This window comes from Pseudomonas rossensis, from assembly GCF_039888995.1.
Taxonomy (GTDB): Bacteria; Pseudomonadota; Gammaproteobacteria; order Pseudomonadales; family Pseudomonadaceae; genus Aquipseudomonas; species Aquipseudomonas rossensis.
In genome coordinates, this window is sequence record NZ_JBBWCB010000013.1 from 38698 (window position 1) to 62217 (window position 23520).

A 23520-nucleotide genomic window follows, 5' to 3' on the forward strand; every position below is an offset into this window, starting at 1 on the left:
CACCACGTGATATCAGCATAGAATCATTCAGCCAAAACGGACGTTTTTTACCGGATGCAGAGCTTTGTATTACTGATCTGGCTGACGCTATGCGCAGCACAGGATGCTCGAGAACGACACATCGCCAATGGCCTGACCCTTGGCGCAGCGGTGTTGGCGCTGGCGTATCTCCTGTGGACGGGCACTACCTGGCTGGGGGCCGAGGCGGTGCAGGGCGGCTGGGCTTTTTTGCTGGCGCTGGCCTTTACCTTGCCCGGTTATGCGCTGAGACGCTTGGGCGCAGGCGATGTGAAACTGATGACTGGCCTGGGTCTGGCGACGGACGGCATGCACCTGCTCGGCGTGTTCATCGGTGCCGGATTGGCCAGTGTGCTGTGGCTGCTGCTGGCGCCAAGAGTCTGGCTTCATATGGGCCAAGGGCTTAGAAATCATCTTCGATATCTGGGGCCTGGAATGTCAAAGAAACAGCCCTTTGCACCCTTCGTATTGGTGGGCCTGATGCTCACACTCGCCTGGTTGCACTAGTCGCCTGTTCTATACAGAGTCGGAAAGTACGTCTACTTTCAATTCAGCAGTTGTACAGTCTGTTGCTGTTTGTAGAGGAGCGGTCAACTTTGACCTGGCAGGGAGGCGCACGTGAACAAGCTTTTTTCGGCAGTAAAAATCCTTGTGGTCGACGACCAGCCGTTGATTGCTGCAGAGCTTTGTGAGCTTCTCGAAGGCAGCGGTTACCGTTGCGTTTTTTGCGAGACTGGCAAACAGGCCGTCGAGCGTTTCAATGAAGACGAAGCGATTGGCCTGGTGCTTTGCGATTTGCACATGCCCGGTCTGGACGGGATTCAACTGGTCCAGGAGCTGCAACGGTTATCCGGCAAGCACCGTGTGTTTGAAGCAATCATGCTCACTGGGCGTGCGGACAAGCAGGATGTGATCAAGGCTTTGCGGGCCGGGTTTGCCGATTACTACCAGAAGCCGATTAATCCGGGTGAGTTGCTCGAAGGGATTGCGCGTCAGGCAGTGGTTTTGCAGGACCGGCAGAAGAGTGTGCAGCTGGGGCATTTGGATCAGAAGCTGCAGTATCTTGCCGAGTCGATCGATGATCTGTATCAGGATCTGGATAAGGTTCGGCGTGGGCCGCGGTTATCGGTTTCCACTGATGAGGATGTCATCGCTGTGGATCGGGTTGAGATTCCGGCGATTTTCAGTCAGCTGTCGCCAAGGCAGTTGGAGGTGGCGCGGTTGGTGGGGAAGGGGCAGACCAATTATCAGATTGCCTGTGAGTTGGGAATTACCGAGAACACGGTGAAGCTATATGTGTCGCAGGTTTTGCGGTTGACGCATATGCATAATCGGACGCAGTTGGCGCTGGCTTTGTTACCCAGTCCTTCTGGATTGCGTCAGGGGGTGACTGCGCATTAGGTTTTTGTTGGCGGTAACGACCGCGATTCACTTTTTTATAAGCGCCTGGAATGTGTTAAGCCGTAACGCGATCTGTAGCAGCTGCCGAGCCCGCGAGGCTGCGTTCGGCTGCGTAGCAGTCGTAAAATCAGTCATTTGGTACGTCAGGCATACCGCGTCAGCCGGACTCACGACTGCTACGCAGCCGAACGCAGCCTCGCGGGCTCGGCAGCTGCTACAAAGAGTGTCGCGGCTGGAATTGCTTAACTGACTGGCATTACCCGGAATGCCGGCCCAAAAAAAATCAGCCCCAAAACGCTAGCCCCAAGCGTCCAACTCCCTGATCGAGACTACCCCCCCGTCCCACCGTCCACCTGCCCGCTCTCATACTGATCAAAGTACTCCGGGATCTCATGCTGATAGCTTTTCAACCAACGCTGCATGCTCAGCTCGCGTTCGGTCGCGGTTGAGGTTTGCGGTTTCTGGGAAGCCGCTTTGTTGCTTCTTTGCAGTTGCAGCCAGCCTTCGGTTTCCTGTTGTTGGGCCGAGGCGGGGCCGGGGTCAATGGCGTGAGTGGTGAGGGGCAGGGCCAGCAGGCCGATGCAGCAGAGGATGGTCGGTTTCATCAAAAGCCTCTCCCTATTGAAGCGTCGGTGTGGCGACGGCGACCTGGTTTACGGCGGTCGGGCCGGACTTGCTCGGTGTCTTGAGTCTTTGCGCGCGGGCCTGGGCTTCGGTGACTTGGGCGGGGCTCAGGCCGAGACGGCTGACGAGTTCGGCCGCACGGCTCCAGTCGTCCTGGTAGATCAGCAGTGTTACCAGATTCAATGCTGCCAGTTGATCGCTTTGCTTGAGTTCCATAGCCGTCAGGAATTCAAAGCGCGCATCCTCGACGCGTAATTGGTTGAGGTACACCACGCCGAGGTCGTTGCGGATTTTCTCGTCGGTCGGCGCCAGCCGTGCGGCCCGTTGCAAGTGGGCTTGCGCCAGGCCGTTGTCGCCCTTGGCGGCGGCGAGTTGGCCCAGGCCGTGTTCGGCTTCGGCGGCCAGGCAACTGCCGAGCAGGCTGCGGTACAACGGCTCGGCTTCGCTGCGGCCCAGCAGTCGATAGACCTTGGCCTTGCGCAGGCGCACGTCGGCCAGGTTGTCGGGCAGGCTTTGCAGGTTGGCGAGGCTGGCGTGCAGTTTGCCGTCATTGGCCATGTCATCGGCGAGGTTCAGAGACAGCTGTTCCTCGGAGGTCAGCTTGCCGCAACTGGCCGTGTTAGTCAGAGCGCTCCAGGGCGTCGCACCGTTGCTCGCGCAACCGCCTAATAACAGCAGACTCAAACCGGCAATTATTGCTTTCATAACGATCCCTCTAAGAACCAAAGGCATGGGACAGGGCGGTGAAACCCGGGCCGGCCAGTACGATCAGTAACGCCGGGAAGAGAAACAGCATCATCACGACGGACATTTTGGCGGACATCTTGGAGATGTATTCCTGCAAGCGCGTCAGGCGCCGGTCATCGAGCAATTGCTTGAGGGTCAGCAGGGATTTCATCGCACCGCCCCCCTGATGGATCAACTGCTCAAGGATGACGCAGGTGTCGGTGAACTCGTCGACGGCCAGCAATCGGGTGGCTTTGTGCAGTTCTTCGCCCAGTTCCAGGCCGGAATCGACCCGGGCCAATACCAGACGCAATTCATGGGTCAGGGCCGGCAATAATTGTTTGCCTTCATTGCTCAACACGCGCAGCGACTGCTCCACCGCCATGCCCGATTCGAACAGGATGCGCAGCAGCGGAATGAAGGTGGAAATCTCGGTCGCCAGTTGTTTCTGACGACGCTGCGCGGCAAAGGCCAGCAACCGTTTGGGCAATAGATAGCCAATGCCGGTGGCGAACACAGGGGCCATCCAGTGGTTGTCTGCATGAGGGAAGAACACGCGCTGGATCAGCAAACTCAGGGCCAGCGCCAGCACCGGAGCGCCTATCTGGAACGCCGCGAACAGTGAACGTCGCCGGGCGCTGCGCCAGCCGAGACGGTTAAGCAATGCCTGGGTTTCGTTATCCAGGTTGACCGAGCGCTGACCGATCCGGCTGCTGCCCAGCAGCTGTAGCCACTGATTTACCCGGTTGTCGCTTGCCAGTTTGCCGTCGAGTCGTTGCGCCACCTGGCGAACCCGTCGACGGTGTTCCAGCAAACCGCTGAGCAGCAACAACGTTGCCCCCAGAAACAGCAATGCGCAGATCAGCAAAGGCACTTTCATACGCTGCGCAACATATGCCAGAGCGCCAGGCTGCCGACCACCTGCAAGCCGAACGCGGACGCGAGCATGATTTGCCCCGAATCGTCGTGCCACATGGCGAGCAAGTAATGAGGGTTGGTCGCGAGGAAATAGCCGGCCAGACCAATCGGCAAACAGCCCAGGACCCACGCGGTCACCCGGGTTTCACCGGTCATGGCCCTGAGCTGGCGCGCAGCTTGCTCGCGCTCCCGGATCATCTTGATCAGGTTTTCCAGCAATTCGCTGGCATTGCCGCCATAGCGGTGATTGACCTTCAAACCGAGCGCGAACAAGCGAAGTTCGTCTTTCTCATACAGCTCGGCGAGGTCAGCGGCGGCATCCGGCAGGCTGACCCCCAGCTGCACGTTGCGCTGAACCCGCCCCATGGCATTTTTCAGTGGGTCTTCAGCGGCGTCGATGGCGCCTAGCACCGCATCGGCCAGGGTGCGCCCGGACTTCAGACTGCGCACGGTGTGATCGAGCATTTGTGGCAGTTGTTCGATCATGCGCTGGAGTCGGCGCTGATAACGCCAATTGACATACAGACGCAGAATCAGCGGCGGTAGCAGTAACAGACCCAGCAAGCCGACCCAGCCACCGGTAGCAGATCCGAGCAAGATGCCAAAGGCCCAGAGCAGCAGGCATACCCCCAGATGCTCTGAGGGACGCCCAAGGCCGGCCCGCAGAAAGGCCCGATCCAGACGCGCCCAGGAGGTTTTCGCCAGCACCGGCTGCGGTTGCCCCTGGGTCAGGCGTCCCAGTACCCGCTCGGTGCCGGTCTGGCGCAAACCGCGATAAAACAGGCGGATCGACAGTCCGAGCAAGACCAGGCAAACGAGGATGAGCAGCACCGGTTTGAGCATGCCGTGGCCTTCAGTACGCAGAGGGAGAGAGCGCCAACTCACGGCGCAGTTTGTCGCCGGCGGGGTTGACCGCCTCGCGCATGAATCCGAAACCGCTGCGCCGGTCGAGCCGGAACAACGTGTTGGTGACATACACGTCATCACGCAAGCCGATCACCTCCACCACTTCGCTGACGCAGCGGCGGCCGTCGGGCATGCGCGTCAGCTGGATCACTACATCCAGTGCGGCGCAGATCATTTGCCGCAAGGTCCGTTCGGCGATGGTGCGGCCGGTCAGGCCCACCAGTGTCTCCAGGCGCAACAGTGCATCCTGGGCGTTGTTGGCGTGCACGGTACTCATGGAGCCGTCGTGGCCGGTGTTCATTGCGGTGAGTACGTCCACCACTTCGACGCCACGAATCTCGCCGAGGATGATTCGGTCCGGGCGCATCCGCAGGGCGTTGCGAATCAGGTCACTGGACTTCACTTCGCCGTGGCCTTCGGCATTCGGCGGTCGGGTTTCCAGACGCACCACGTGAGGGTGGCCCAGGTGCAGTTCGGCGACGTCTTCGATGGTGACGAGTCGCTCGTGAGGGTTGATCAACTGGCTGAGAATGTTCAACAGCGTGGTCTTGCCGGTGCCGGTGCCGCCGCTGATCAGGATGTTGCAGCGCTTGCCCACGGCCTCTTGAAGAAAGTCGAAGATCGCCTGATCGATGGTTTGCATCGCCATCAGGTCCGAGCTTTTGAGCATGTCCTTGCGAAACTTACGTATCGACAGGCAGGGACCATCGAGCGCAATCGGTGGAATGATCGCGTTGACCCGGCTACCGTCGGGCAGTCGTGCGTCGACCATTGGCGACGACTCATCGAGCCGTCGACCGAGGGGCGCGAGGATCCGTTGCATGACCCGTTCGACGTGATGCGCATCGATGAAGCGCAGGTCGCTTTGATGCAGTACGCCGTCGCGCTCAATGAACACCCGGTGCGGGCCGTTCACCAGAATCTCCGTCACCGCCGGGTCCCGCAGCAGCACTTCCAAGGGGCCGAAACCGGTGAGTTCGTCGACAATTTCTTCGGCCAGGCGCTCCATTTCATAGCGGGAAATCGCCAGGTGCAATCGGGCGATGTACTCGGCAACCTTGTCGATGACGAACTGCGAGAGCACCTGCCGTGAACCCTCCAGCAGGTTTTTGCCGGACTCCTCGATGGCGTCGATGATGTAGCGGTGCAGCACCAGTTTCAGACCTTCGTGGTCGGTGTTACCGCTGGTGGTGCGCACAGGGGCACCGAAGAGTTTTTCACCGCTCATTGCGCACCCCTCAACCGGTTGAACCAGCCAGACTTGGGCTTGGCCAGGCCCTCGGAGCGCTTGGCCAACCGATCGCCGAGGGCGCGCAGGCTTTGAGTCAGGGCTTCGCGGGGGGCCAGTTCAAACAGCGTCACACCTTGGTTCTTTGCGTTAAGCCGAACTTCCGGGCTGTAGACGAGGGTCGCGATGATCTCCATGCCGAAGCTTTTGCTCAGGGTGTCGGAGTCCGGTGCGACATTGCGCAGGTAGCGGTCCACCAGCAGTTTGGCGTGATCGAGCTTCATGCCTTTTTCACGCCACAGGTTGAGTACCGCCAGGTTGCGACGGCAGTCGAGTACGTTCTGATCGGTGTACCACAGCAACTTGTCGCAATGGGTGACGAAGGTGCGTAGCGCTTCGCTGTCCGGCTGGCCAGTCAGGTTCACCACGATGTGCTGGAAGTGTTGACGCAGGGCGCTGAGCAGCATGTACAGCTCGGCGGTGCTGGTGTGTTCCAGCGGCTCATCGTGGTTGGCGTAGGCGAGGATCCGCAACCCGGCGGCGCAGTTGGTGAACGCGCTGTCGATCAGCGTCGCGTCGAGGCGCCGCAAGTGCCGGAGTGCATCGCCGAAGTGGAACGAACTCTCCAGCCCGAGCAAGGCCAGGCTGTCACCGCGTGGCAGGCCCAGGTCCAGCAACAGCGTTTGCTGTCCGCTCTTTTGCACCACTTGCGCCATGTGCGTGGCGAGCAGCGCGCCGTCGGCGTTGATCTGCACCCCGTAGAGCACCGTCAGGCTACCCAGTTGGGTGCTTGGGGCTACGGGGGGCAGGCGTTTGCTCAGCCGTCGCACCAACCCCGCGACTTCACTGGAGCGCGAACCATAGGCCACGAAATCCCGTGCACCGGCGCGCATGGCATTGAGCACGAGTTGGTTGTCCATGCCATCGCCCAGCGCGACGATCGCCAGCATCGGTTTGGCTTCCAGGGCACCTTCGATCAGTGCGCTTTGGGCCACCACGTGTTCACGGTCCAGGCCGACGAACACCACGCTGGCGAAGGTCACGTCCACCAGCGCCAGCAATTCGTCGAGGCTGCCACCGCCGGCGCTGACCACTTGGCCCAACGGGGCGAGGGCGCCTTGCAGCCACTCAAGGTCAGTGCTGTTGCGCGTGATCGCGAGGAAGGTCTGGCTCAGGTTCTGGCTCTGGCTCATTGCGATAATCCGCTGCGTTTATCGAAGTTGCCGTTTTCGAGGAAGTACAGGCGATACCAGTTCGGGTCATAGTTGCGCAGCTTTTCACCCGGCAACGACGGCAGTTGTGCGTTGGCAGCCAACGGTTGGACCAGGTGCGGCGTGACGATCATCAGCAGCTCACGCTCTTCGCGGTTGACCGATGAGTTGCGAAAAAACGCTCCGAGAATCGGGATATCGCCCAGGCCTGGAAACTTGCTGACTTGCGAACTGTTGTGAGTGCTGATCAAACCGCTGATGACGAAACTCTCGCCATCGGCCAGCGAGACGCTGGTATCGGTGCGGCGAATGGTGAACGCCGGGACGGTGGTGCCGCCGATGGTCACGCCATTGTTGTAGTCGAGTTCGCTGACCTCCGGCGCCACTTTGAGGGTGATGCGGTCGTGACTGACCACGGTCGGCGTGAGCGTCAGGCGGATGCCGAATTCCTTGTATTCGATGGAGTAGCTGTCGCTGTTGGCGCTGGGCACCGGGATTGGAATTTCACCACCGGCCAGGAAGCTCGCGCTCTGCCCGCTGAGGGCCACCAGGCTCGGTCGTGCCAAGGTGTAGGCGAAGCCGCTGCCTTCCAGGGCGTTGACGATGCCGAGGAATTTGCTGCTGCCACCGCCCCAGACAATGTTGAAACTGTCGTTGAGCAACGGAATGCTGGGCACGGCGATCCGGGGATCAAGGTTGAACAGCGGCACCACGCCCGGCGTCACGGCCGTGTTGGGCACCGTACCGGGTGCGCCGAAGAGGAAGTTATTCGAGCCCTTGCCGAAAATCGACGTACCGGCCTCTTTCAGTTTGGTCCGGCTGACTTCGACGAAACGAATGTCGGTCTGTACTTGCGACGGTAGCAGTGGGTCATCAGAGGGTAACCGTGTCGCGGTGGTCATCGCCGCGGTGGCCTTGCCCTGAACGAACACCATGCTTTGGCGCGGAGCACTGGCGCAGGCGGTCCAGACCATCAGGCTGGTAGCGCCGGGGGCCATCCCGGTTAGCAAAAACGCTTGATTACCGTTGACTCGCACGTCGGCGATTTTCGGGTCACCCACCGCCACCCGAGTGATTGCTACCGGCGATTGCACCTCCTGTTGCAGCCCTTCACTGACTTCCAGCACCGCAGGCAACGAACCCAGTGCGGCGCAATTTCCGGCGGCTGCGAACGTTACGCCAAGCGGCACGCCGCTCAGTAAAGAGACCCAGAGCAGGCCTTGAAACAGGGGCATGGAACGACTGCGCATTTAGATGCGTCCTTGCTCGATTCAGGGGGTTTGTTGGGTGATTTCGTTGCCGCGGATGACTTCCACGCTCGTCTTGCGCGGTGCGGTGCCGCCGTGGGTAGCGACAGGTTTGGGTGGGGGCGTCATGGCCAGTTGGCTGAACTGGATCAACTCACGGTTGGCACTGGCAAGGTTGGCCGATGAATCGCTTTCGCCGGCCCAGTAACGAGCCAGACGTTTTTCATCGGCGCTGCGTACGGCCAGGCGCAACACACCGGCCTGGGCTGCGAGCATCAACCGACTCAGTAGTTGTTCGGGGACGGCAAGCAAGACGCTGCGGGCGCTGGTGCGCAATTGTTCCTGCCGGAGTTTTTCTTCGATGTTGCGAGCGGGGCTTGCGGGTTGGCCGTCGTTGGTCAACCCCATCTGTTCGCCCACCCCGAGCACCCGCAAGGCCGGCACCACCAGTTGCGCCGACGGCTGAAGGTTGTTGTTGTCCATGCGCAGAAACAGCAGCACATCGACATAGTCTCCCGGTGTCAGTTGCCCACCGGCATTGATCACTTCATCCACTGCGACGGCGAGGGCGCGTTCATCGGGACGAATCATCCGCGCCAGTCTGCCGCCGGCTTCAAAGCTTTCATCATTGAGCCAGGTGCCGGCACTGAGGGCGCGCCAGGGCGTTCGGCCAATCGCTTGATCGAGGCGGCTCAGGCTGCCGGCCGGGACGGCACGGAGTTTTTCCAGGGTCACGTCGGCGGCGCTGATCGGCACGAACGGTGGCACATCATGCAGCAGCACCACCACCGGTTGGCGGGAGGGGTCGTCCACGGGGGCAGGCGTCTGGGCGATGGGTGCAGGCGTGACGATCCCGGGTTGCACGACAGGCTCGGGAACGGATTGGCGGCTGAGTGTGAGGCCCCAGTAACCGGCAATAATGGCGCCCACCAGAAACAAACCGGCCAGGCCCAGAGTGATACGACTGTTCATGACGGCTCTCCCTTTCCTGCTGCTTGAGACCTCGTCGCATCCACCGAGACAACTTCGCAATCAGGCAGCTATGAACATGGAACTATTTCGCTATTTGAAGGTAGCTCAGCTAGAGCGAAACGCCATTACTGGTCTGAAAATAACTAACGAAAGTAAGCAGCCAGGGTGAAAATGTGCCTTTTTTGGCGTCAACGAAGCGACTAATACTTTAGTGATAATTCGTTCTTACAGTTGTGGGTATGAGGAATGCCGACAATGCTGATGCTGGCAAAGGGGAACCATGTTGCGACCGTGCAACACCCGTCGTTGTCCAGGAGTACCGCCATGTCCTTTACGAAAATTGCTCAGAAGATCAAATCCGAAATCGCTTTTTACAAAGGCCTGGCCAAAGATACTGAGGGCGCTTCCGGTATCGAGTACGCGATTGTTGCGGCCATGGTTGCGGTGGTGATTGCCGGACTCAGCGCGGGAATGGGCACTACGATCACGAATATCTTTGGAAAAATCACCACTGCATTGGGCGGCACACCGTAACTTGCTAATGCGCCTAAGGGGTTCTAACGTCAGCGCTTCGTCCATTACAGGTGTTGCTTATGAACTTGCCTGCATCGCCACGCCAACAACTGCTTCTGGTTGATGATGAAGAGGACGCGTTGCTGGAACTGGCGGAGTTGCTGGAGGGCGAGGGCTTCAATTGCTTTACCGCCACCTCGGTCAAACTCGCGTTGCACCATCTGACGCACCATCCTGATATTGCGTTGGTGATTACTGATTTGCGGATGCCGGAGGAGAGCGGCATGTCGTTGATCAAGCGGTTGCGCGAGCATACGTCCCGCCAGCATTTGCCGGTGATTGTGACGTCGGGGCATGCGGACATGGAGGATGTCAGTGACATGTTGCGGTTGCAGGTGCTCGACCTGTTTCGCAAGCCGATTTATCACGTGCGGTTGTTGGAAACTTTGAATAATTTGTTTCCGCAGCCTCGCATGGAAGTTAGTCAGTAATGACAGCTTGATCGTTCCCACGCTCTGCGTGGGAATGCAGCCAGAGACGCTCCTCGTCCCAAGAGCCGAACGCAGAGCGTGGGACCGTTCGGGTCAGGCAACCGGCCGCCAATGCCCCGCCATATGCTCCAAATCCCCTGCACCCACCAACCTTAAATCCCCACTGGACCCCGCCGCACTGGCCAGCAATGTCACCTCACTGGGCAATCGCACCGGTTTGCGGAATTGCACCGCAATCTCGACATTCGCCGCCGGCAGATGATCGGCAAGCGCCGCCAGGGTTCGGGCCTTGTTCCACAACCCATGGGCGATGGCCGTCGGGAAACCGAAGAGTTTGGCGCTGACGGCACTCAGGTGAATCGGGTTGTAGTCGCCGGACACTTTGGCGTACTGCCGCCCAATGTCCGACGGCGCTTTCCAACGGGCCACTTCCGACATTTCCAGTGTCGATACCCACACGTCCTCGACGGGCTCGCCTGCGAGTTTGACCCCTCGGCACAACATCTGGCTTTCAGCTTCCCACAACGCCCCCAACTGATCGTCGAGCGTGATCACAAGGTCGAACGTCGCGCCCTTTTCATGTGGTTGAAGGTTTTGCACTTGAACGCTGACCCGCACGCGATTCACGCCGCCCATTGGGCGAAAGATGCGAATGCGGTTGCTCAGGTGAATCAACCCCAGCAGCGGAAATGGAAACTCCTTGGCCGTCAGCAATTGCATCTGCAAGGCGAACGCGAGGATGTGTGGATAGGTTGGCGGCAACAAACCGTTTTCGGCAAAACCGCAGACCTTGCGATAGTCCGCCAGGCGCTTCGGATCGACATTGATCCAGCAGCGCAAACCCGAATCGGGCAGGGTGGTGCCGGTGATTTTGCGTCGCGTCGCGGCCCGCACGTACAGTCCCGACAGGCTTGGTTCGCGGTTGAGTATGTGCCAATCGATGATCATGCCTAAGCTCCCAAAACACTTTGTCCGCACACTCGCAACGCTTGCCCGGTAAACGCGCCGGTGCCCGGTTGAGCCAGCCACGCCACCGCTTCGGCGACGTCTTGCGGCAGGCCACCCTGGCCCAGCGAACTCATGCGCCGCCCGGCCTCACGCACGCCGAACGGCAGGTGCGCGGTCATCTGGGTTTCGATGAACCCGGGTGCTACCGCATTGATGCTGATGCCGCGCTCATTCAGCAGCGGCGCCCAGGCTTGGGCCAGACCGATCAGCCCGGCCTTGCTCGCTGCGTAATTGGTTTGCCCGCGATTGCCGGCGATGCCGCTGATGGACGCCAGCAGGATCACCCGGCCGTTGTCGTGCAGGGTGCCGCTGTCGAGCAGTGCCTTGGTCAGCACTTGCGGCGCATTGAGGTTGACCGCCAGCACCGCGTCCCAGAATTCCGGGGTCATGTTGGCCAGGGTTTTATCCCGGGTGATGCCGGCGTTGTGCACCACGATGTCGATGCCGTCGGGCAGTTGCTCGATCAACTGCGCGGCGGCATCTTCGGCGCAAATATCCAGGGTGATGCTGCGCCCGCCGAGGCGTGCGGCGAGGGCTTCGAGGTCAGTCTTGGCCGGTGCTACGTCGAGCAGGATCACTTCAGCCCCGTCGCGGGCCAGGGTTTCGGCGATGGAGGCGCCGATGCCGCGTGCAGCACCCGTGACCAGTGCCTTGCGGCCGGCCAGTGGACGAGTCCAGTCCGTCACCTGTGTGTCGCAGGCATTCAAGCGAATCACTTGCCCGGAAACGAACGCACTTTTGGGCGAGAGGAAAAACCTCAGCGGGCCTTCCAGTTGATCCTCTGCCCCTTCGCCGACATAAATCAGCTGCAAGGTGCCGCCGCTGCGCAGCTCTTTGGCCAGCGAACGGCTGAAACCTTCCAATGCTCGCTGGGCGCTGGCGGCGAACGGATCGCTCAAGGTCTCCGGCGCGCGCCCCAGAATCACCAGGTGCGCGCTGTGATCGAGGTTTTTGATCAGTGGCTGGAAGAACGCGCGCAGCTGTTTGAGTTGATCGGTCTGCACCAAGTCACTGGCGTCAAACACCACGGCTTTGAGTTTGGGGCCGTGGCCGGGAATCCATGCGGTGGCCAGCGAAGGCTCGGTGCCGTAGCTGTAAATCGCGTCGGTCAGGCGGTTGGCGAAGGCACTGACTTTTTCCGTCAACGGGCCACCGCCGATCAACAGCGCCCCTTCGACAGGCCGCAGCCGGCCTGCTTGCCAGCGCTCCAGCCGAACCGGCGACGGCAGACCCAGGGCCCCGACCAAACGATGGCCAATGGACGAATTAGCGAAGTCGATATAGCGGTCAGACATGGAACGCGCTCCAGCAGCTGGGGTTCAAAGTGTGGACCACGAATGGCGTTTAGTCGTTCGATCCACGAGATAAGGCCTACGCTTGATCATTGTAGGAGCTGCCGAAGGCTGCGATCTTTTGATCTTGATCCCAAAAAACAGAGTCAAAAGATCGCAGCCTTCGGCAGCTCCTACAGGGGGCGGTGTTCACAATTGGATATTTCATCAGGAGCTTTTCATGACTCAGCTGCGCCGCATTGCGATTATTGGTGGTAACCGTATCCCCTTCGCCCGTTCCAACGGGCCGTACGACACCGCCAGTAACCAGGCGATGCTCACCGCCGCGCTCGAAGGCCTGATCGAACGCTACAACCTGCACGGTTTGCGCATGGGCGAAGTGGTGGCGGGGGCAGTGCTCAAGCACTCCCGGGATATGAGCCTGACTCGCGAATGTGTGCTCGGCTCGCGGCTGTCGCCAACCACCCCGGCCTACGACATTCAGCAGGCGTGCGGCACTGGTCTGGAAGCGACGTTGCTGGTGGCGAATAAAATCGCGCTGGGCCAGATCGAATGCGGCATCGCTGGCGGCGTCGACACCACCTCCGACGCGCCGATCGGCGTCAACGAAGGCCTGCGCAAAATCCTCCTGCAGGCCAACCACGCCAAAACCACGGCCGAGAAACTGAAAACGTTCCTGCAACTGCGCCCCCGTCACCTGATCCCGGATCTGCCACGTAACGGCGAGCCACGCACTGGCCTGTCGATGGGCGAGCACTGCGAGATGATGGCCCAGACCTGGAACATTCCGCGCGACGAACAGGACCAACTGGCGTTGGAAAGTCACCAGAAAATGGCCGCGTCCTACACCGAAGGCTGGCACAACGATTTGATGACGCCGTTCCTCGGCCTGACCCGCGACAACAACCTGCGCCCGGACCTGACCCTGGAAAAACTCGCCTCACTCAAACCGGTGTTCGAGAAAAGCGCCAAGGGCACCCTGACGGCGGGCAACTCGACGCCGCTCACCGATGGCGCGTCGCTGGTGCTGCTGGGCAGTGAAGAATGGGCCAAGGAGCGCGGCCTGCCGATCCTTGCCTATTGGCGTGACGGCGAGACGGCAGCGGTGGACTTCGTCAACGGTGCGGAAGGGCTGTTGATGGCGCCGGTGTATGCGGTGCCGCGTTTGCTGGCGCGCAACGGCCTGACCTTGCAGGACTTCGATTACTACGAAATCCACGAAGCCTTCGCCGCGCAGGTGCTCTGCACGCTGAAGGCGTGGGAGGACCCGCAATATTGCAAAACCCGCCTCGGTCTCGATGCGCCACTGGGCTCCATCGATCGCAGCCGCCTCAACGTCAAAGGCAGTTCACTGGCGGCGGGGCATCCGTTTGCCGCGACCGGCGCACGCATCGTCGCGAGCCTGGCGAAGTTGCTGGATGCGGCGGGGCAGGGGCGAGGGTTGATCTCGATCTGCGCCGCCGGTGGCCAAGGGGTTACGGCGATTATTGAGCGCTGAGGATCGCGGCGCTTTGCTGTGCGGCCAGTTGCCGGTTGCGGTTGGCATAACTCTCGGCCATGACCGAGCAGACGATCAGCTGCAACGGGTGGTAGATCATGATCGGCAGCAGGATCAGCCCGAGCCCTGGGTTGGCGCCAAAGATCAGCGCCGCCATTGGCGCACCGGCGGCCAGGGATTTCTTGCTGGCGCAAAATACCGCGGCGATTTCATCGGCCGGGCTGAATTTCAATGCGCGAGCGGTGCGGGTGGTCATCCACAGGATGATCGCCAGCAGGATCGCACTGCCGATCAGTGCCGTTAGGATCACGCTGTTGCCCTGCTTTTGCCACATCCCCGAGACCATCGAATTGCAGAACGCCGCGTAGACCAGCAACAGAATCACCAGCTTGTCGACGATGTTGGTGTAGCGCTTGTGGCGGGCGAAGAACTTGCCCAGGAATGGCCGCAGCAATTGGCCGAGCACCAGTGGCAACAGCAACATGGCGCAGAGGTCGAGCAGGGTTGAGCCCAGATCGATACCGCCCGCGCCGCTGCCAACCACGAAACTCACCAGCAACGGTGTCAGGAAAATCCCCAGAACGCTGGACAGGCTCGCGTTGAGAATCGCCGCCGGTACGTTGCCGCCTGCGCTGCCGGTCAGGGCCACGGACGAGGAGATGGTCGAGGGCAGGGCGCAGAGGTACAGGAAACCCAGCATCAGCAGTGACGGAATGTGCGAACCCAACAGCTTGTCACTGAGCAGCCATATCAGCGGAAACACCGCGAAGGTGAAACCCTGGACCATCACGTGCAGCTTCCAGTTTTTCAGACCGTGAGTGATCTGCTCGCTGGACAGGTTGACCCCGTGCAGGAAGAACACCAGGAACACGCCGATGTTGATCACGTATTCAGCATGCATTCCGCCGCCGGTGGCACCAAAGGTCGGGAAGAAATACGCCAGCAGCGTGGCGATCAACATGCCACACAAGAACCAGTCGGTGACCACGCGTTTGAGGTGTTTGAAGGCATGCATAACAGGCACCGAATACATTTGTAAGAATTGGTGACTTAGCCTAACGTCGGCGTCATCAGCCGTCTTGCGACATAAGGCCAATCAATGCCGACTAACGGACAACTTTCCCTCGAACGGACGATTCCGACGCTGACGGCGTTGCCGCGTCCGCTGTATGCCCGTGCGGAAAGTCTCAACGCCGGTTCATGGACGCCGCCGCATCGACACGATTGGGTGCAGTTTTCCTACGCGATCAGCGGCGTTCTCGGCGTGCACACCGCCGAAGGCAGTTTTTTTGCGCCGCCGCAGTGGGGAATCTGGATTCCGGCGGATCTTGAACACCAGGTGGTGACTTCAATGCGCGCCGAGATGCGCAGCCTCTATGTGCGCCGCGAGGATTGTGAATGGGCGGACGGGCGTTGCCGGGTGCTGGAAGTGACGCCGTTGGCCCGGGAGCTGATCAAGAGTTTTTGTTTGCTGCCGGTTGAATATCCACAGGGCGACAGCCAGGCATCGCGGCTGGTGAGTGTACTGCTGGATCAGTTGGCGCATCTGCCGGAAGTTGGCTTCTCGCTACCGTTACCGCGCCATGAACGGTTGCTCGGGTTGTGCAACGAGCTGATCGAAAGCCCTGAGCGGAATGTGACGTTGCAGGAGTGGGCCGAGCGGTTGGGGACGTCGGAGAAGACCTTGATGCGGCTCTTTCAGCGTGAAACCGGGTTGAGCTTTCGAGGGTGGCGACAACGGATGCGGTTGCTGTCGTCGTTGAGTTTGCTGGAGGAGGGGGACAGCGTGACCAACGCCGCGCTGTCTTGTGGGTATGACTCGACTTCGGCGTTTATTGCGGCGTTCAAAAGCCTGTTCGGGTTTACCCCGGGAGAATTGTTCAAGCAGTGACGACGCTAAAAGATCGCAGCCTGCGGCAGCTCCTACAGGATGTACGCCGATCCCCTGTAGGAGCTGCCGAAGGCTGCGATCTTTTGATCTTTAGGTTCTAAAGCGCCGAACCAACCCATCCAGCTCATTCGACAACCCCGCCAGACTCTGCGAATCCAGCCGCGCCGAGTTCGCCAGTTCCGCCACCAACTGCGCATCACCATGAATCTGGTTGATGTGCCGATTGATGTCTTCAGCCACCTGATGCTGTTCTTCCGCCGCGGTAGCGATCTGGGTGTTCATGTCGCGAATCACGTCCACCGATTCCCGAATCAGCCCGAAGCTGCTGCGTGCTTCACCGATCCGCGTCACCGATTGCTGGGACACTTCCAGGCTCGCATGCATTTGCTGTGTCACCTGACTGGTACGTTTGGCGAGGTTGCCCAGCAAACCGTCGATTTCCGCCGTGGAATCCGCCGTGCGTTTGGCCAGCGCCCGAACTTCATCGGCCACCACCGCAAACCCTCGACCCTGTTCACCGGCCCGCGCCGCTTCAATGGCCGCGTTCAGCGCCAGCAGGTTGGTCTGTTCGGCAATCGAGCGAATGGTCCCGAGGATTGACTGAATGTCGTTGCTATCGCGCTCAAGCTGTTGCATCGACTGGGCCGACTGTTCGATTTCCTGGCTCAAGCGATCAACGCTGGTCACGGCCGCATCAATCTGCTGCTGACCTTCACGCGCCTGGCGCTGGCCGCTGTCGGCCGATTCCGCCGCCTGGCTGCAAGAGCGCGCGACTTCGTTGGCGGTGGCGACCATTTCGTGGAACGCCGTGGACACCATGTCCACCGCTTCACGCTGGCGCCCGGCGGCTTCGGCCATGTCGCTGGAGACTTGGGTCGAGCTCTTGGAGGTCGCGAGGATCTTGGTCGCGGCGCCACCGATGCTCTGGATCAGGTTGCGAATCGCCGTCAAAAACTGGTTGAACCAGTTGGCCAGTTGCGCGGTTTCGTCGCTGCCACGGATTTCCAGGTTCTTGGTCAGGTCGCCTTCACCTTGGGCGATGCCTTCCAGACCGCTGGCCACGCTGCGGATCGGCCGCACGATGACGCTGGCGAAACTGGCGCCGAGGATGGCGAAGAACACCGCCAGCACAGCCGCGATGATCGCGATCAGCCAGGTCAGTTGGGTGGCCGAGCTCATCACGTCGGTTTGCTTGATCAGGCCGATGAACGTCCAGCCCAGTTGCTCCGACGGCCAGACGTTGGCCATGTAGCGCTCGCCGTTCAGCTCGACTTCCACCAGACCTTTGCCGGCCTTGGCCAGTTGCGCGTAGCCGTCGCCGAGGCTGCTCAGCGCTTTAAAGTTGTGTTCCGGTTGCTTCGGATCGACCAGCACGGTGCCGGTGTTTTCCAGCAGCATCAGGTAGCCGGTTTCACCGAGCTTGATCTGTTTGACGATTTCAGTGAGCTGCTTGAGCGTCACGTCGATGCTGACCACGCCGCCATGGGTGCCCAGTTTGTTGTCGATGGTGCGCACGGTACTGACGTACGTCGCGTCGTCCTGGGCCCAGTAATAGGCCTCAGTGCGGAACGGTTTGCCCGGTTTGGCCTGGGCAGCCTTGTACCAGGGGCGTTGGCGCGGGTCGTAATTGCTCAGCTTCGCATCGTCCGGCCAGGATACATAACCGCCCGCCGCGGTGCCGAGGATGGCATAGGCGTAGGACGGGTGACTGTTACCCAGGTCCTGAAGGAGGCCGAAGACCTTCTTGTCCATCTCGCCTTGAGGAATGCTCTCGGCGTTGGCGCTCATATAAGTCTTGAGGCTGTCGTCGGAATTCTTGATCAACGGTTGGGTCGCCAGGTAATCCACGTTCTGGCTGATGCCGTCAAAGAACAGTTGCATGGCGTTGCTGACCTGACGAATTTCGCGGCCACTGCCGTCGACGAAACTGTCCTTGGCATCACTGCGCAAGTTCAGCACAACCAGGGTAGCGACCAGCACCACCGGCAAGCAGGCGATGATTGCAAACGCCCAGGTCAACTTCTGTTTGATGTTCATCCGCGCTCCAGATTTTTCTTGTAGGCCCACGCAGTGCAGATGACTCGCGGATTATTGGCAGAACGATTGTCGGACAAGTCAATTTGTCTCTGATGACTTCGGCTGGCCGAGGCGGAAATTGAGGCCTGTTGAGAAAAATCCTACGAAGGGTATGAATCGAGATGTCAGCTTCTGTCGCAAATACCCGCTTAGCCCTTCAGCAACAAGTGACGCAGGGTCAGCTATGATCTGTTGCGGCCGATCACGACCGGCGGTTGTTGACCGATTAATCCGGCACATTGTGTGCTTGTTGACGGTCACAGGAACGTTCATAGGTCGGCAACCCCTCCCCCGAATGAGTGGATTGCCGTATAACGAATGACTTTCGCGTGTTTGGTAATAAAGGACCCCCAATAAAAGCTGATGAAGACTCCAAAACGCATTGAACCCCTGATCGAGGACGGTCTGGTCGACGAGGTGCTGCGCCCACTCATGAGTGGTAAAGAAGCAGCTGTTTATGTGGTGCGCTGCGGCAACGAGTTACGTTGCGCGAAGGTCTACAAGGAGGCGAATAAACGCAGTTTCCGTCAGGCGGCCGAGTATCAGGAAGGCCGCAAGGTGCGCAACAGCCGTCAGGCTCGAGCGATGGCCAAGGGCTCCAAGTTCGGCAAGAAAGAAACCGAAGACGCCTGGCAGAATGCCGAAGTGGCGGCGTTGTTCCGTCTGGCCGGTGCTGGCGTGCGGGTTCCTCAGCCTTACGACTTCCTTGAAGGCGTGCTGCTGATGGAACTGGTGGCTGACGAGTACGGTGATGCCGCGCCGCGTCTGAACGACGTGGTGCTGGAACCGGATCAGGCGCGCGAGTATCACGCGTTCCTGATTTCGCAGATCGTGCTGATGTTGTGTACCGGTCTGGTGCATGGTGACCTGTCGGAGTTCAACGTACTGCTGACCCCGACCGGCCCGGTGATCATCGACCTGCCACAAGCGGTCGACGCGGCGGGCAACAACCACGCGTTCAGCATGCTGGAGCGGGATGTTGGCAACATGGCGTCCTACTTCGGGCGGTTTGCGCCGGAGTTGAAAAAGACCAAGTACGCCAAGGAAATGTGGGCCCTGTTCGAAGCCGGCACCTTGCACCCGGCCAGCATCTTGACCGGCGAGTTCGACGAGCCGGAAGAGTTGGCTGACGTTGGCGGGATCATGCGCGAGATCGAGGCCGCACGCCTTGATGAAGAGCGCAAGCAAGCGGTGCGCGCGGCAGATGATGCGCCACCGGGCAAAACCGAAGAGCCGCCTCCGCCCTGGATGCAGTGATCGGTTAACGAAAAACCCGGCTTCGGCCGGGTTTTTTGTAGATGCTTGTCACCGCATCTCCAAACACTGGAGATCAAATGTGGGAGCGAGCTCGCTCCCACATAGATATCCGTAGTTCGATAAATCGCGACACCCACACTCAAGGACTGAATGTGAACACCTCCACCCGCAACGCCCAACTGATCATCACCGCCCGTCTGGTCTCGGACTTTGGCGCCTTCCTCAACATGGTCGCCCTGGCCACCTACGTCTACCTGCTCAGCAACAGCGCCATGAGCGTTGGGGTCTTTCTCGCCAGCCGCGTGGCGGGTGGGATCTTCGCCAGCCTCATCGGTACGACGTTTTATCGCCGCTGGGCTGGGCGCATGCCGCTGATTGCCTTCGACCTGTTGCGCGCCGGGCTGCTGGGCCTGCTGCTTGTGCTACCTGTCGCCCAGCAGATGCTGCTGTTACCGGTGATCGCTTTCGGTCTGGGATTCGGCAACTCAATGTTCGCCATTGGCCTCAACAGTCAGTTGCCGCACTTGATCGAGGCTGAGCATTTGCTCAAGACCAACGCCTGGATCACCTCGGCGTCGTCGGCAGCCATGGTCGGCGGAAGTCTGGTGTCGGGGCTGTTAGTGGCGGCATTCGGCTTTGAAACGGTGTTTGCATTGAACGTGGTCACTTATTTGTTGGCCGCACTGTTCATCTTGCCGCTGCGTTTTTCACAACCTGCGCCCAGTGCCGAACCCATCCACGAACGTGGTGAATGGGCGGCCCTGCTCCAGGGGCTGCGCAGTACACCGGTGGTGGCGGCGATGCTCGCCGTGGCGATGGCTGACACCCTTGGCAGTGCCGCGCACAACGTGGGGTTTCCGATCATTTCAAAACTGCTGACGCCCGAGTCGGCCAGCACCACGCTGGGTCTGATGCTGGCGGTCTGGGCCAGCGGAAAACTCATCGGCGCGCGCATCGCCAGCCGGCTGAAAGGATCGGACAACGTGAACCTGGAGCGGCGATTTTTCTTTGGTGTGTTGCTGATGTCCTGCGGCTTCATCCTGATGTTTCAGCAACAAACGCTCTACGGTTTGCTGTTGTTTTCGTTGCCGGCGGGATTGGGCGACGGGTTCTCGGAAGTCGGCCTGATGTCACGTCTGCAGCGCGAACCGGACAGCCTGCGCCTGCCGATTTTCAGCTTCCTGACGCTATTGCAAATGACCGGGTTCGGCGTTGGCATGCTGATCGCCGCGCCGTTCTATTCGTGGTGGACGCCGGGTGCCGTGGTGCTGTTGTTTCACGGGATTCCCCTCACCACCTTGTTGGTGGTGAAGGGGCTAGCAATCAGGGGCGAGCGGGTGGGGCGCAGCAGCCCGACTCCAGATTCTTGAGGATCGGGCAGTCGGGACGGTGATCACCGTGGCAGTGTTCGACCAGGTCCTGCAGGGTGTCGCGCAGTTGGCCGAGTTCGCGGATTTTCTGGTTCAGCTCGTCGATGTGCTGACGGGCCAGGGCCTTCACGTCGGCGCTGGCTCTTTGGCGGTCCTGCCAAAGGGTCAGCAGTTTGCCGACCTCTTCCAGTGAGAACCCCAGGTCCCGGGAACGCTTGATGAACGCCAGGGTATGCAGGTCGTCGTCGCCGTAAACCCGATAGCCGCTGTCGGTACGATGGGCGGCCTTGAGCAAGCCGATGGATTCGTAATAACGAATCATCTTTGCGCTCAGGCCGCTTTGGCGGGCCGCTTGGCCGATGTTCATCGGTTGTCCTCCAGATCCTTGGGTTTCCAGGTTTTCAACAGTAGCGCATTGCTTACCACGCTGACGCTCGACAACGCCATGGCCGCACCGGCCAGCACCGGGTTGAGGAAACCGAACGCTGCCAGCGGAATACCGATCAGGTTGTAGACGAAGGCCCAGAACAGGTTCTGACGAATCTTCGCATAAGTCTTGCGGCTGATCTCCAGCGCCGCCGGTACCAGCCGCGGGTCGCCGCGCATCAGGGTGATCCCGGCCGCGTGCATCGCAACGTCGGTGCCACCGCCCATGGCGATGCCGATGTCTGCGGCGGCCAAGGCGGGTGCGTCGTTGATGCCGTCGCCGACCATCGCCACGACGCCGGTTTTTTTCAGTTCGGCGACGGTGGCGGCTTTGTCCGCCGGTAATACTTCGGCGTGGACATCCCTGATGCCCAGCGCCTCGGCAACCACTTTGGCACTTCCGCGATTATCGCCAGTCAGCAGATGGCTGCTGATGTTACGTGCACTGAGTTGTTGCACAGCTTGCAGCGCGCCGGATTTGAGGGTGTCGCCGAAAGCGAAGAGGCCCAATACTCGTGGCTCGGAGCTTTGCTCGATCAGCCAGGACAGGGTCCGGCCTTCGGTTTCCCACGCGGTGGCGGACTCAGCCCATTCACCGGCGCTCAAGCCGCTCTCTTCCAGGAGGCGACGATTGCCCAACGCCAATCGACGACCGTCCAGATTGCCCGCGATGCCACGGCCGCTCAGGGACTGGCTGTCGGTGACATCGGCCACCGTCAAACCGCGTTCGGCGCAAGCGTCCAGAACCGCCTTGGCCAGTGGATGCTCGCTGCCGCGTTGTAGGGCGCCGGCCATTTGCAGCAACGCCGCTTCGTCATTGTTGATTGCGCTCAGATGAGCGATGCGCGGAGTACCCGAAGTCAGCGTGCCAGTCTTGTCGAAGACCACCGCACTGACTTCATGGGCACGCTCCAACGCTTCGGCGTCCTTGATCAGAATCCCGTGGCGCGCCGCCACGCCGGTGCCGGCCATGATCGCTGTCGGCGTGGCCAACCCCAGGGCGCACGGGCAAGCGATCACCAATACCGCCACGGCATTGATCAGCGCCGTTTCCATCGGCGCGCCGTACAACCACCAACCGATCAAGGTTGCCAGCGCAATCAGCAGAACCGTAGGGACAAACACCTGACTGACTTTATCCACCAGTTTCTGGATCGGTGCCTTCGCGGCTTGAGCATCTTCGACGAGGCGGATGATGCGGGCGAGCACGGTTTCCGCGCCCAAGGCCAGGGTGCGAACGAGCAACCGGCCTTCGCCATTGATCGCGCCGCCGGTGACCTTGTCGCCGGGTTGTTTGGGCACCGGCAGGCTTTCGCCGCTGATCAGCGCTTCGTCGGCGTGGCTCTGGCCTTCGACCACTTCACCGTCCACCGGGAAGCGTTCGCCGGGTTTGACCATGACGAGATCATTCAGACGCAATGCGCTGATGGCGACATCTTGCTCGCGGCCGTCGATCACCTGAATCGCCCGCTCCGGGCGCAAGGCTTCGAGGGCGCGAATGGCACTGGCGGTCTGGCGTTTGGCGCGGCTTTCCAGGTATTTGCCCAACAACACCAAGGCAATCACCACCGCCGAGGCTTCGAAATACAGGTGCGGCATGCGCCCGGAGGCGGTGGCCCATTCATAGAGACTCAAGCCATAACCGGCGCTGGTGCCTAACGCCACCAGCAAATCCATGTTGCCCGCACCGGCGCGCACGGCTTTCCAGGCAGCGACGTAAAAGCGCGCACCGAAGATGAATTGCACCGGCGTGGCCAACGCGAATTGCACCCAGGCCGGGAGCATCCAGTGCACACCGAACGGTTGCAGCAGCATTGGCAGGACCAGCGGCGAAGCGAGGACGATCGCCATGGTCAAGGCCCAACGCTCGCGGTGCAGGCGTTGTTGTTGATTATCGGTTTGCGGGTGTTCGGCTTCCCAGACGCTGGCGCTGTAGCCAGCCTTGGTCACGGCCGCGATCAAGGTTTGCGCATCGATCTGGCCGAGCAGTTCAAGGTGGGCGCGTTCATTGGCCAGGTTGACGCTGACACTTTTGACTCCCGGCACCTTGGCCAGCGCTCGTTCGACCCGGCCGACGCAAGAGGCGCAGGTCATGCCGTCGATGCTCAATTCCAGACTCTGCTGCGGCACGCTGTAACCAGCCTGCTGCACCGCGTCCATCAAGGCCGGCAGGCTGTCGCTGGGCGCTTGAACCCGGGCCTGTTCGGTGGCCAGGTTGACGCTGACGGCAGAGGCGCCGATGACTTTGCTCAAGGCACGCTCGACACGTCCGGCGCAACTGGCGCAGGTCATGCCGGCAATCGGCAGATCGAAAGTGGTGGATTCGGACATCGGTCACGCTCCCTGTAGAAGATGCCTACAGGATCAACCTTGCCATGCGGGTAAGGTCAAGTGCCATGTCTCAGATCAAAAGATCGCAGCCTGCGGCAGCTCCTACATTGACCGCG

At 60.5% G+C, this 23520-nt stretch carries 22 protein-coding genes and 1 pseudogene; 8 read left to right on the forward strand and 15 right to left on the reverse strand.

What is annotated here, in order from left to right; translation table 11 throughout:
- The first annotated feature begins 54 nt into the window (after positions 1 to 54).
- Together WLY71_RS06085 and WLY71_RS06090 are read left to right on the forward strand one after the other, a co-directional pair.
- A complete protein-coding gene (locus WLY71_RS06085; protein ID WP_347802880.1) occupies positions 55 to 525 on the forward strand; it encodes a prepilin peptidase in 471 nt (156 codons plus the stop codon).
- Positions 526 to 636: 111 nt separating this feature from the next.
- Positions 637 to 1419, forward strand: coding sequence for a response regulator (locus WLY71_RS06090; protein WP_347802881.1), 783 nt, complete (start codon positions 637 to 639; stop codon positions 1417 to 1419).
- A gap of 329 nt (positions 1420 to 1748) precedes the next feature.
- Here WLY71_RS06090 and WLY71_RS06095 read toward each other — a convergent pair whose 3' ends face one another.
- From WLY71_RS06095 to cpaB, 8 genes are read right to left on the reverse strand one after another with little or no spacing between them, the layout of a single operon-like run.
- Positions 1749 to 2024 (reverse strand): DUF3613 domain-containing protein, encoded by a 276-nt coding sequence (locus WLY71_RS06095; RefSeq protein ID WP_347802882.1) that lies wholly within the window; start codon positions 2022 to 2024, stop codon positions 1749 to 1751.
- Between the two features lie 13 nt (positions 2025 to 2037).
- A complete protein-coding gene (locus WLY71_RS06100; protein WP_347802883.1) occupies positions 2038 to 2748 on the reverse strand; it encodes a tetratricopeptide repeat protein in 711 nt (236 codons plus the stop codon).
- A 10-nt stretch (positions 2749 to 2758) separates the two neighbouring features.
- Complete coding sequence (locus WLY71_RS06105) at positions 2759 to 3649, reverse strand: type II secretion system F family protein (RefSeq protein ID WP_347802884.1); 891 nt, start codon at positions 3647 to 3649, stop codon at positions 2759 to 2761.
- Positions 3646 to 4530 (reverse strand): type II secretion system F family protein, encoded by an 885-nt coding sequence (locus WLY71_RS06110; protein ID WP_347802905.1) that lies wholly within the window; start codon positions 4528 to 4530, stop codon positions 3646 to 3648. The genes WLY71_RS06105 and WLY71_RS06110 overlap by 4 nt, the downstream gene beginning before the upstream one ends.
- A 10-nt stretch (positions 4531 to 4540) precedes the next feature.
- The gene (locus tag WLY71_RS06115) at positions 4541 to 5821 is read right to left on the reverse strand and encodes a TadA family conjugal transfer-associated ATPase (protein ID WP_347802885.1); all 1281 of its coding nucleotides are present in this window, start codon (positions 5819 to 5821) and stop codon (positions 4541 to 4543) included.
- Positions 5818 to 7014: a CpaE/TadZ family protein gene (locus WLY71_RS06120; protein ID WP_347802886.1), complete on the reverse strand. Its 1197-nt coding sequence runs from the start codon at positions 7012 to 7014 to the stop codon at positions 5818 to 5820. Before WLY71_RS06120 ends, WLY71_RS06115 begins: the two co-directional genes overlap by 4 nt.
- The gene (locus WLY71_RS06125) at positions 7011 to 8282 is read right to left on the reverse strand and encodes a type II and III secretion system protein family protein (protein WP_347802887.1); all 1272 of its coding nucleotides are present in this window, start codon (positions 8280 to 8282) and stop codon (positions 7011 to 7013) included. The genes WLY71_RS06120 and WLY71_RS06125 overlap by 4 nt, the downstream gene beginning before the upstream one ends.
- A 21-nt stretch (positions 8283 to 8303) precedes the next feature.
- Entirely contained in the window at positions 8304 to 9251 is a 948-nt protein-coding gene (cpaB, locus tag WLY71_RS06130) for a Flp pilus assembly protein CpaB (RefSeq protein ID WP_347802888.1), read from the reverse strand.
- Positions 9252 to 9575: 324 nt separating this feature from the next.
- Between cpaB and WLY71_RS06135 the strand changes: the two genes are divergently transcribed.
- The gene (locus WLY71_RS06135; protein ID WP_347802889.1) at positions 9576 to 9785 is read left to right on the forward strand and encodes a Flp family type IVb pilin; all 210 of its coding nucleotides are present in this window, start codon (positions 9576 to 9578) and stop codon (positions 9783 to 9785) included.
- A 59-nt stretch (positions 9786 to 9844) separates the two neighbouring features.
- Positions 9845 to 10255, forward strand: a complete 411-nt coding sequence (locus WLY71_RS06140; RefSeq protein WP_347802890.1) for a response regulator — start codon at positions 9845 to 9847, stop codon at positions 10253 to 10255.
- 93 nt (positions 10256 to 10348) lie between these two features.
- Here WLY71_RS06140 and WLY71_RS06145 read toward each other — a convergent pair whose 3' ends face one another.
- Together WLY71_RS06145 and WLY71_RS06150 are read right to left on the reverse strand one after the other, a co-directional pair.
- A complete protein-coding gene (locus WLY71_RS06145) occupies positions 10349 to 11203 on the reverse strand; it encodes a MaoC family dehydratase (RefSeq protein ID WP_347802891.1) in 855 nt (284 codons plus the stop codon).
- Between the two features lie 2 nt (positions 11204 to 11205).
- Complete coding sequence (locus tag WLY71_RS06150) at positions 11206 to 12558, reverse strand: 3-oxoacyl-ACP reductase (RefSeq protein WP_347802892.1); 1353 nt, start codon at positions 12556 to 12558, stop codon at positions 11206 to 11208.
- Positions 12559 to 12775: 217 nt separating this feature from the next.
- Between WLY71_RS06150 and WLY71_RS06155 the strand changes: the two genes are divergently transcribed.
- A complete protein-coding gene (locus tag WLY71_RS06155) occupies positions 12776 to 14053 on the forward strand; it encodes an acetyl-CoA C-acetyltransferase (RefSeq protein ID WP_347802893.1) in 1278 nt (425 codons plus the stop codon).
- On the opposite strand, the gene WLY71_RS06160 is transcribed toward WLY71_RS06155, so the two are convergent.
- Complete coding sequence (locus tag WLY71_RS06160; RefSeq protein ID WP_347802894.1) at positions 14040 to 15068, reverse strand: bile acid:sodium symporter family protein; 1029 nt, start codon at positions 15066 to 15068, stop codon at positions 14040 to 14042. The two genes, WLY71_RS06155 and WLY71_RS06160, sit on opposite strands and share 14 nt — an antisense overlap.
- A gap of 84 nt (positions 15069 to 15152) precedes the next feature.
- Here WLY71_RS06160 and WLY71_RS06165 point away from each other — a divergent pair, with 84 nt between their 5' ends.
- Positions 15153 to 15944 carry an AraC family transcriptional regulator gene (locus WLY71_RS06165; protein WP_347802895.1) on the forward strand — a complete coding sequence of 264 codons (792 nt, stop codon included), beginning with the start codon at positions 15153 to 15155 and terminating at the stop codon, positions 15942 to 15944.
- A gap of 90 nt (positions 15945 to 16034) precedes the next feature.
- On the opposite strand, the gene WLY71_RS31285 is transcribed toward WLY71_RS06165, so the two are convergent.
- Both WLY71_RS31285 and WLY71_RS31290 read right to left on the reverse strand, forming a co-directional pair.
- On the reverse strand, positions 16035 to 16802 hold the full coding sequence (locus WLY71_RS31285; RefSeq protein ID WP_403142472.1) for a methyl-accepting chemotaxis protein: 768 nt from the start codon (positions 16800 to 16802) through the stop codon (positions 16035 to 16037).
- A gap of 90 nt (positions 16803 to 16892) precedes the next feature.
- A pseudogene (locus WLY71_RS31290) lies at positions 16893 to 17981 on the reverse strand (cache domain-containing protein); the annotation flags it as partial.
- A 402-nt stretch (positions 17982 to 18383) separates the two neighbouring features.
- Between WLY71_RS31290 and WLY71_RS06175 the strand changes: the two are divergent.
- Together WLY71_RS06175 and WLY71_RS06180 are read left to right on the forward strand one after the other, a co-directional pair.
- Entirely contained in the window at positions 18384 to 19277 is an 894-nt protein-coding gene (locus tag WLY71_RS06175) for a PA4780 family RIO1-like protein kinase (protein ID WP_129438758.1), read from the forward strand.
- A gap of 152 nt (positions 19278 to 19429) precedes the next feature.
- Positions 19430 to 20647, forward strand: a complete 1218-nt coding sequence (locus tag WLY71_RS06180; protein WP_347802897.1) for an MFS transporter — start codon at positions 19430 to 19432, stop codon at positions 20645 to 20647.
- Here WLY71_RS06180 and cueR read toward each other — a convergent pair.
- Together cueR and WLY71_RS06190 are read right to left on the reverse strand one after the other, a co-directional pair.
- Positions 20601 to 21014, reverse strand: a complete 414-nt coding sequence (gene cueR / locus WLY71_RS06185; protein WP_111449153.1) for a Cu(I)-responsive transcriptional regulator — start codon at positions 21012 to 21014, stop codon at positions 20601 to 20603. The genes WLY71_RS06180 and cueR overlap by 47 nt on opposite strands.
- Positions 21011 to 23404 carry a heavy metal translocating P-type ATPase gene (locus WLY71_RS06190; protein ID WP_347802898.1) on the reverse strand — a complete coding sequence of 798 codons (2394 nt, stop codon included), beginning with the start codon at positions 23402 to 23404 and terminating at the stop codon, positions 21011 to 21013. Before WLY71_RS06190 ends, cueR begins: the two co-directional genes overlap by 4 nt.
- Positions 23405 to 23520 lie beyond the last annotated feature (116 nt).

Excerpts from the sequence above, each read along its gene's own strand:
- WLY71_RS06150 (WP_347802892.1), bottom strand. The coding sequence starts at position 12,558 with ATGTCTGACCGCTATATCGACTTCGCTAATTCGTCCATTGGCCATCGT.
- WLY71_RS06165 (WP_347802895.1), top strand. The coding sequence starts at position 15,153 with ATGCCGACTAACGGACAACTTTCCCTCGAACGGACGATTCCGACGCTG.
- WLY71_RS06155 (WP_347802893.1), top strand. The coding sequence starts at position 12,776 with ATGACTCAGCTGCGCCGCATTGCGATTATTGGTGGTAACCGTATCCCC.
- WLY71_RS06120 (WP_347802886.1), bottom strand. The coding sequence starts at position 7,014 with ATGAGCCAGAGCCAGAACCTGAGCCAGACCTTCCTCGCGATCACGCGC.
- WLY71_RS06095 (WP_347802882.1), bottom strand. The coding sequence starts at position 2,024 with ATGAAACCGACCATCCTCTGCTGCATCGGCCTGCTGGCCCTGCCCCTC.
- cpaB (WP_347802888.1), bottom strand. The coding sequence starts at position 9,251 with ATGAACAGTCGTATCACTCTGGGCCTGGCCGGTTTGTTTCTGGTGGGC.
- WLY71_RS06190 (WP_347802898.1), bottom strand. The coding sequence starts at position 23,404 with ATGTCCGAATCCACCACTTTCGATCTGCCGATTGCCGGCATGACCTGC.
- WLY71_RS06115 (WP_347802885.1), bottom strand. The coding sequence starts at position 5,821 with ATGAGCGGTGAAAAACTCTTCGGTGCCCCTGTGCGCACCACCAGCGGT.
- WLY71_RS06135 (WP_347802889.1), top strand. The coding sequence starts at position 9,576 with ATGTCCTTTACGAAAATTGCTCAGAAGATCAAATCCGAAATCGCTTTT.
- WLY71_RS06140 (WP_347802890.1), top strand. The coding sequence starts at position 9,845 with ATGAACTTGCCTGCATCGCCACGCCAACAACTGCTTCTGGTTGATGAT.
- WLY71_RS06160 (WP_347802894.1), bottom strand. The coding sequence starts at position 15,068 with ATGCATGCCTTCAAACACCTCAAACGCGTGGTCACCGACTGGTTCTTG.
- WLY71_RS31285 (WP_403142472.1), bottom strand. The coding sequence starts at position 16,802 with ATGGCCGAAGCCGCCGGGCGCCAGCGTGAAGCGGTGGACATGGTGTCC.
- WLY71_RS06145 (WP_347802891.1), bottom strand. The coding sequence starts at position 11,203 with ATGATCATCGATTGGCACATACTCAACCGCGAACCAAGCCTGTCGGGA.
- WLY71_RS06125 (WP_347802887.1), bottom strand. The coding sequence starts at position 8,282 with ATGCGCAGTCGTTCCATGCCCCTGTTTCAAGGCCTGCTCTGGGTCTCT.
- WLY71_RS06105 (WP_347802884.1), bottom strand. The coding sequence starts at position 3,649 with ATGAAAGTGCCTTTGCTGATCTGCGCATTGCTGTTTCTGGGGGCAACG.
- cueR (WP_111449153.1), bottom strand. The coding sequence starts at position 21,014 with ATGAACATCGGCCAAGCGGCCCGCCAAAGCGGCCTGAGCGCAAAGATG.
- WLY71_RS06175 (WP_129438758.1), top strand. The coding sequence starts at position 18,384 with ATGAAGACTCCAAAACGCATTGAACCCCTGATCGAGGACGGTCTGGTC.
- WLY71_RS06100 (WP_347802883.1), bottom strand. The coding sequence starts at position 2,748 with ATGAAAGCAATAATTGCCGGTTTGAGTCTGCTGTTATTAGGCGGTTGC.
- WLY71_RS06110 (WP_347802905.1), bottom strand. The coding sequence starts at position 4,530 with ATGCTCAAACCGGTGCTGCTCATCCTCGTTTGCCTGGTCTTGCTCGGA.
- WLY71_RS06085 (WP_347802880.1), top strand. The coding sequence starts at position 55 with ATGCAGAGCTTTGTATTACTGATCTGGCTGACGCTATGCGCAGCACAG.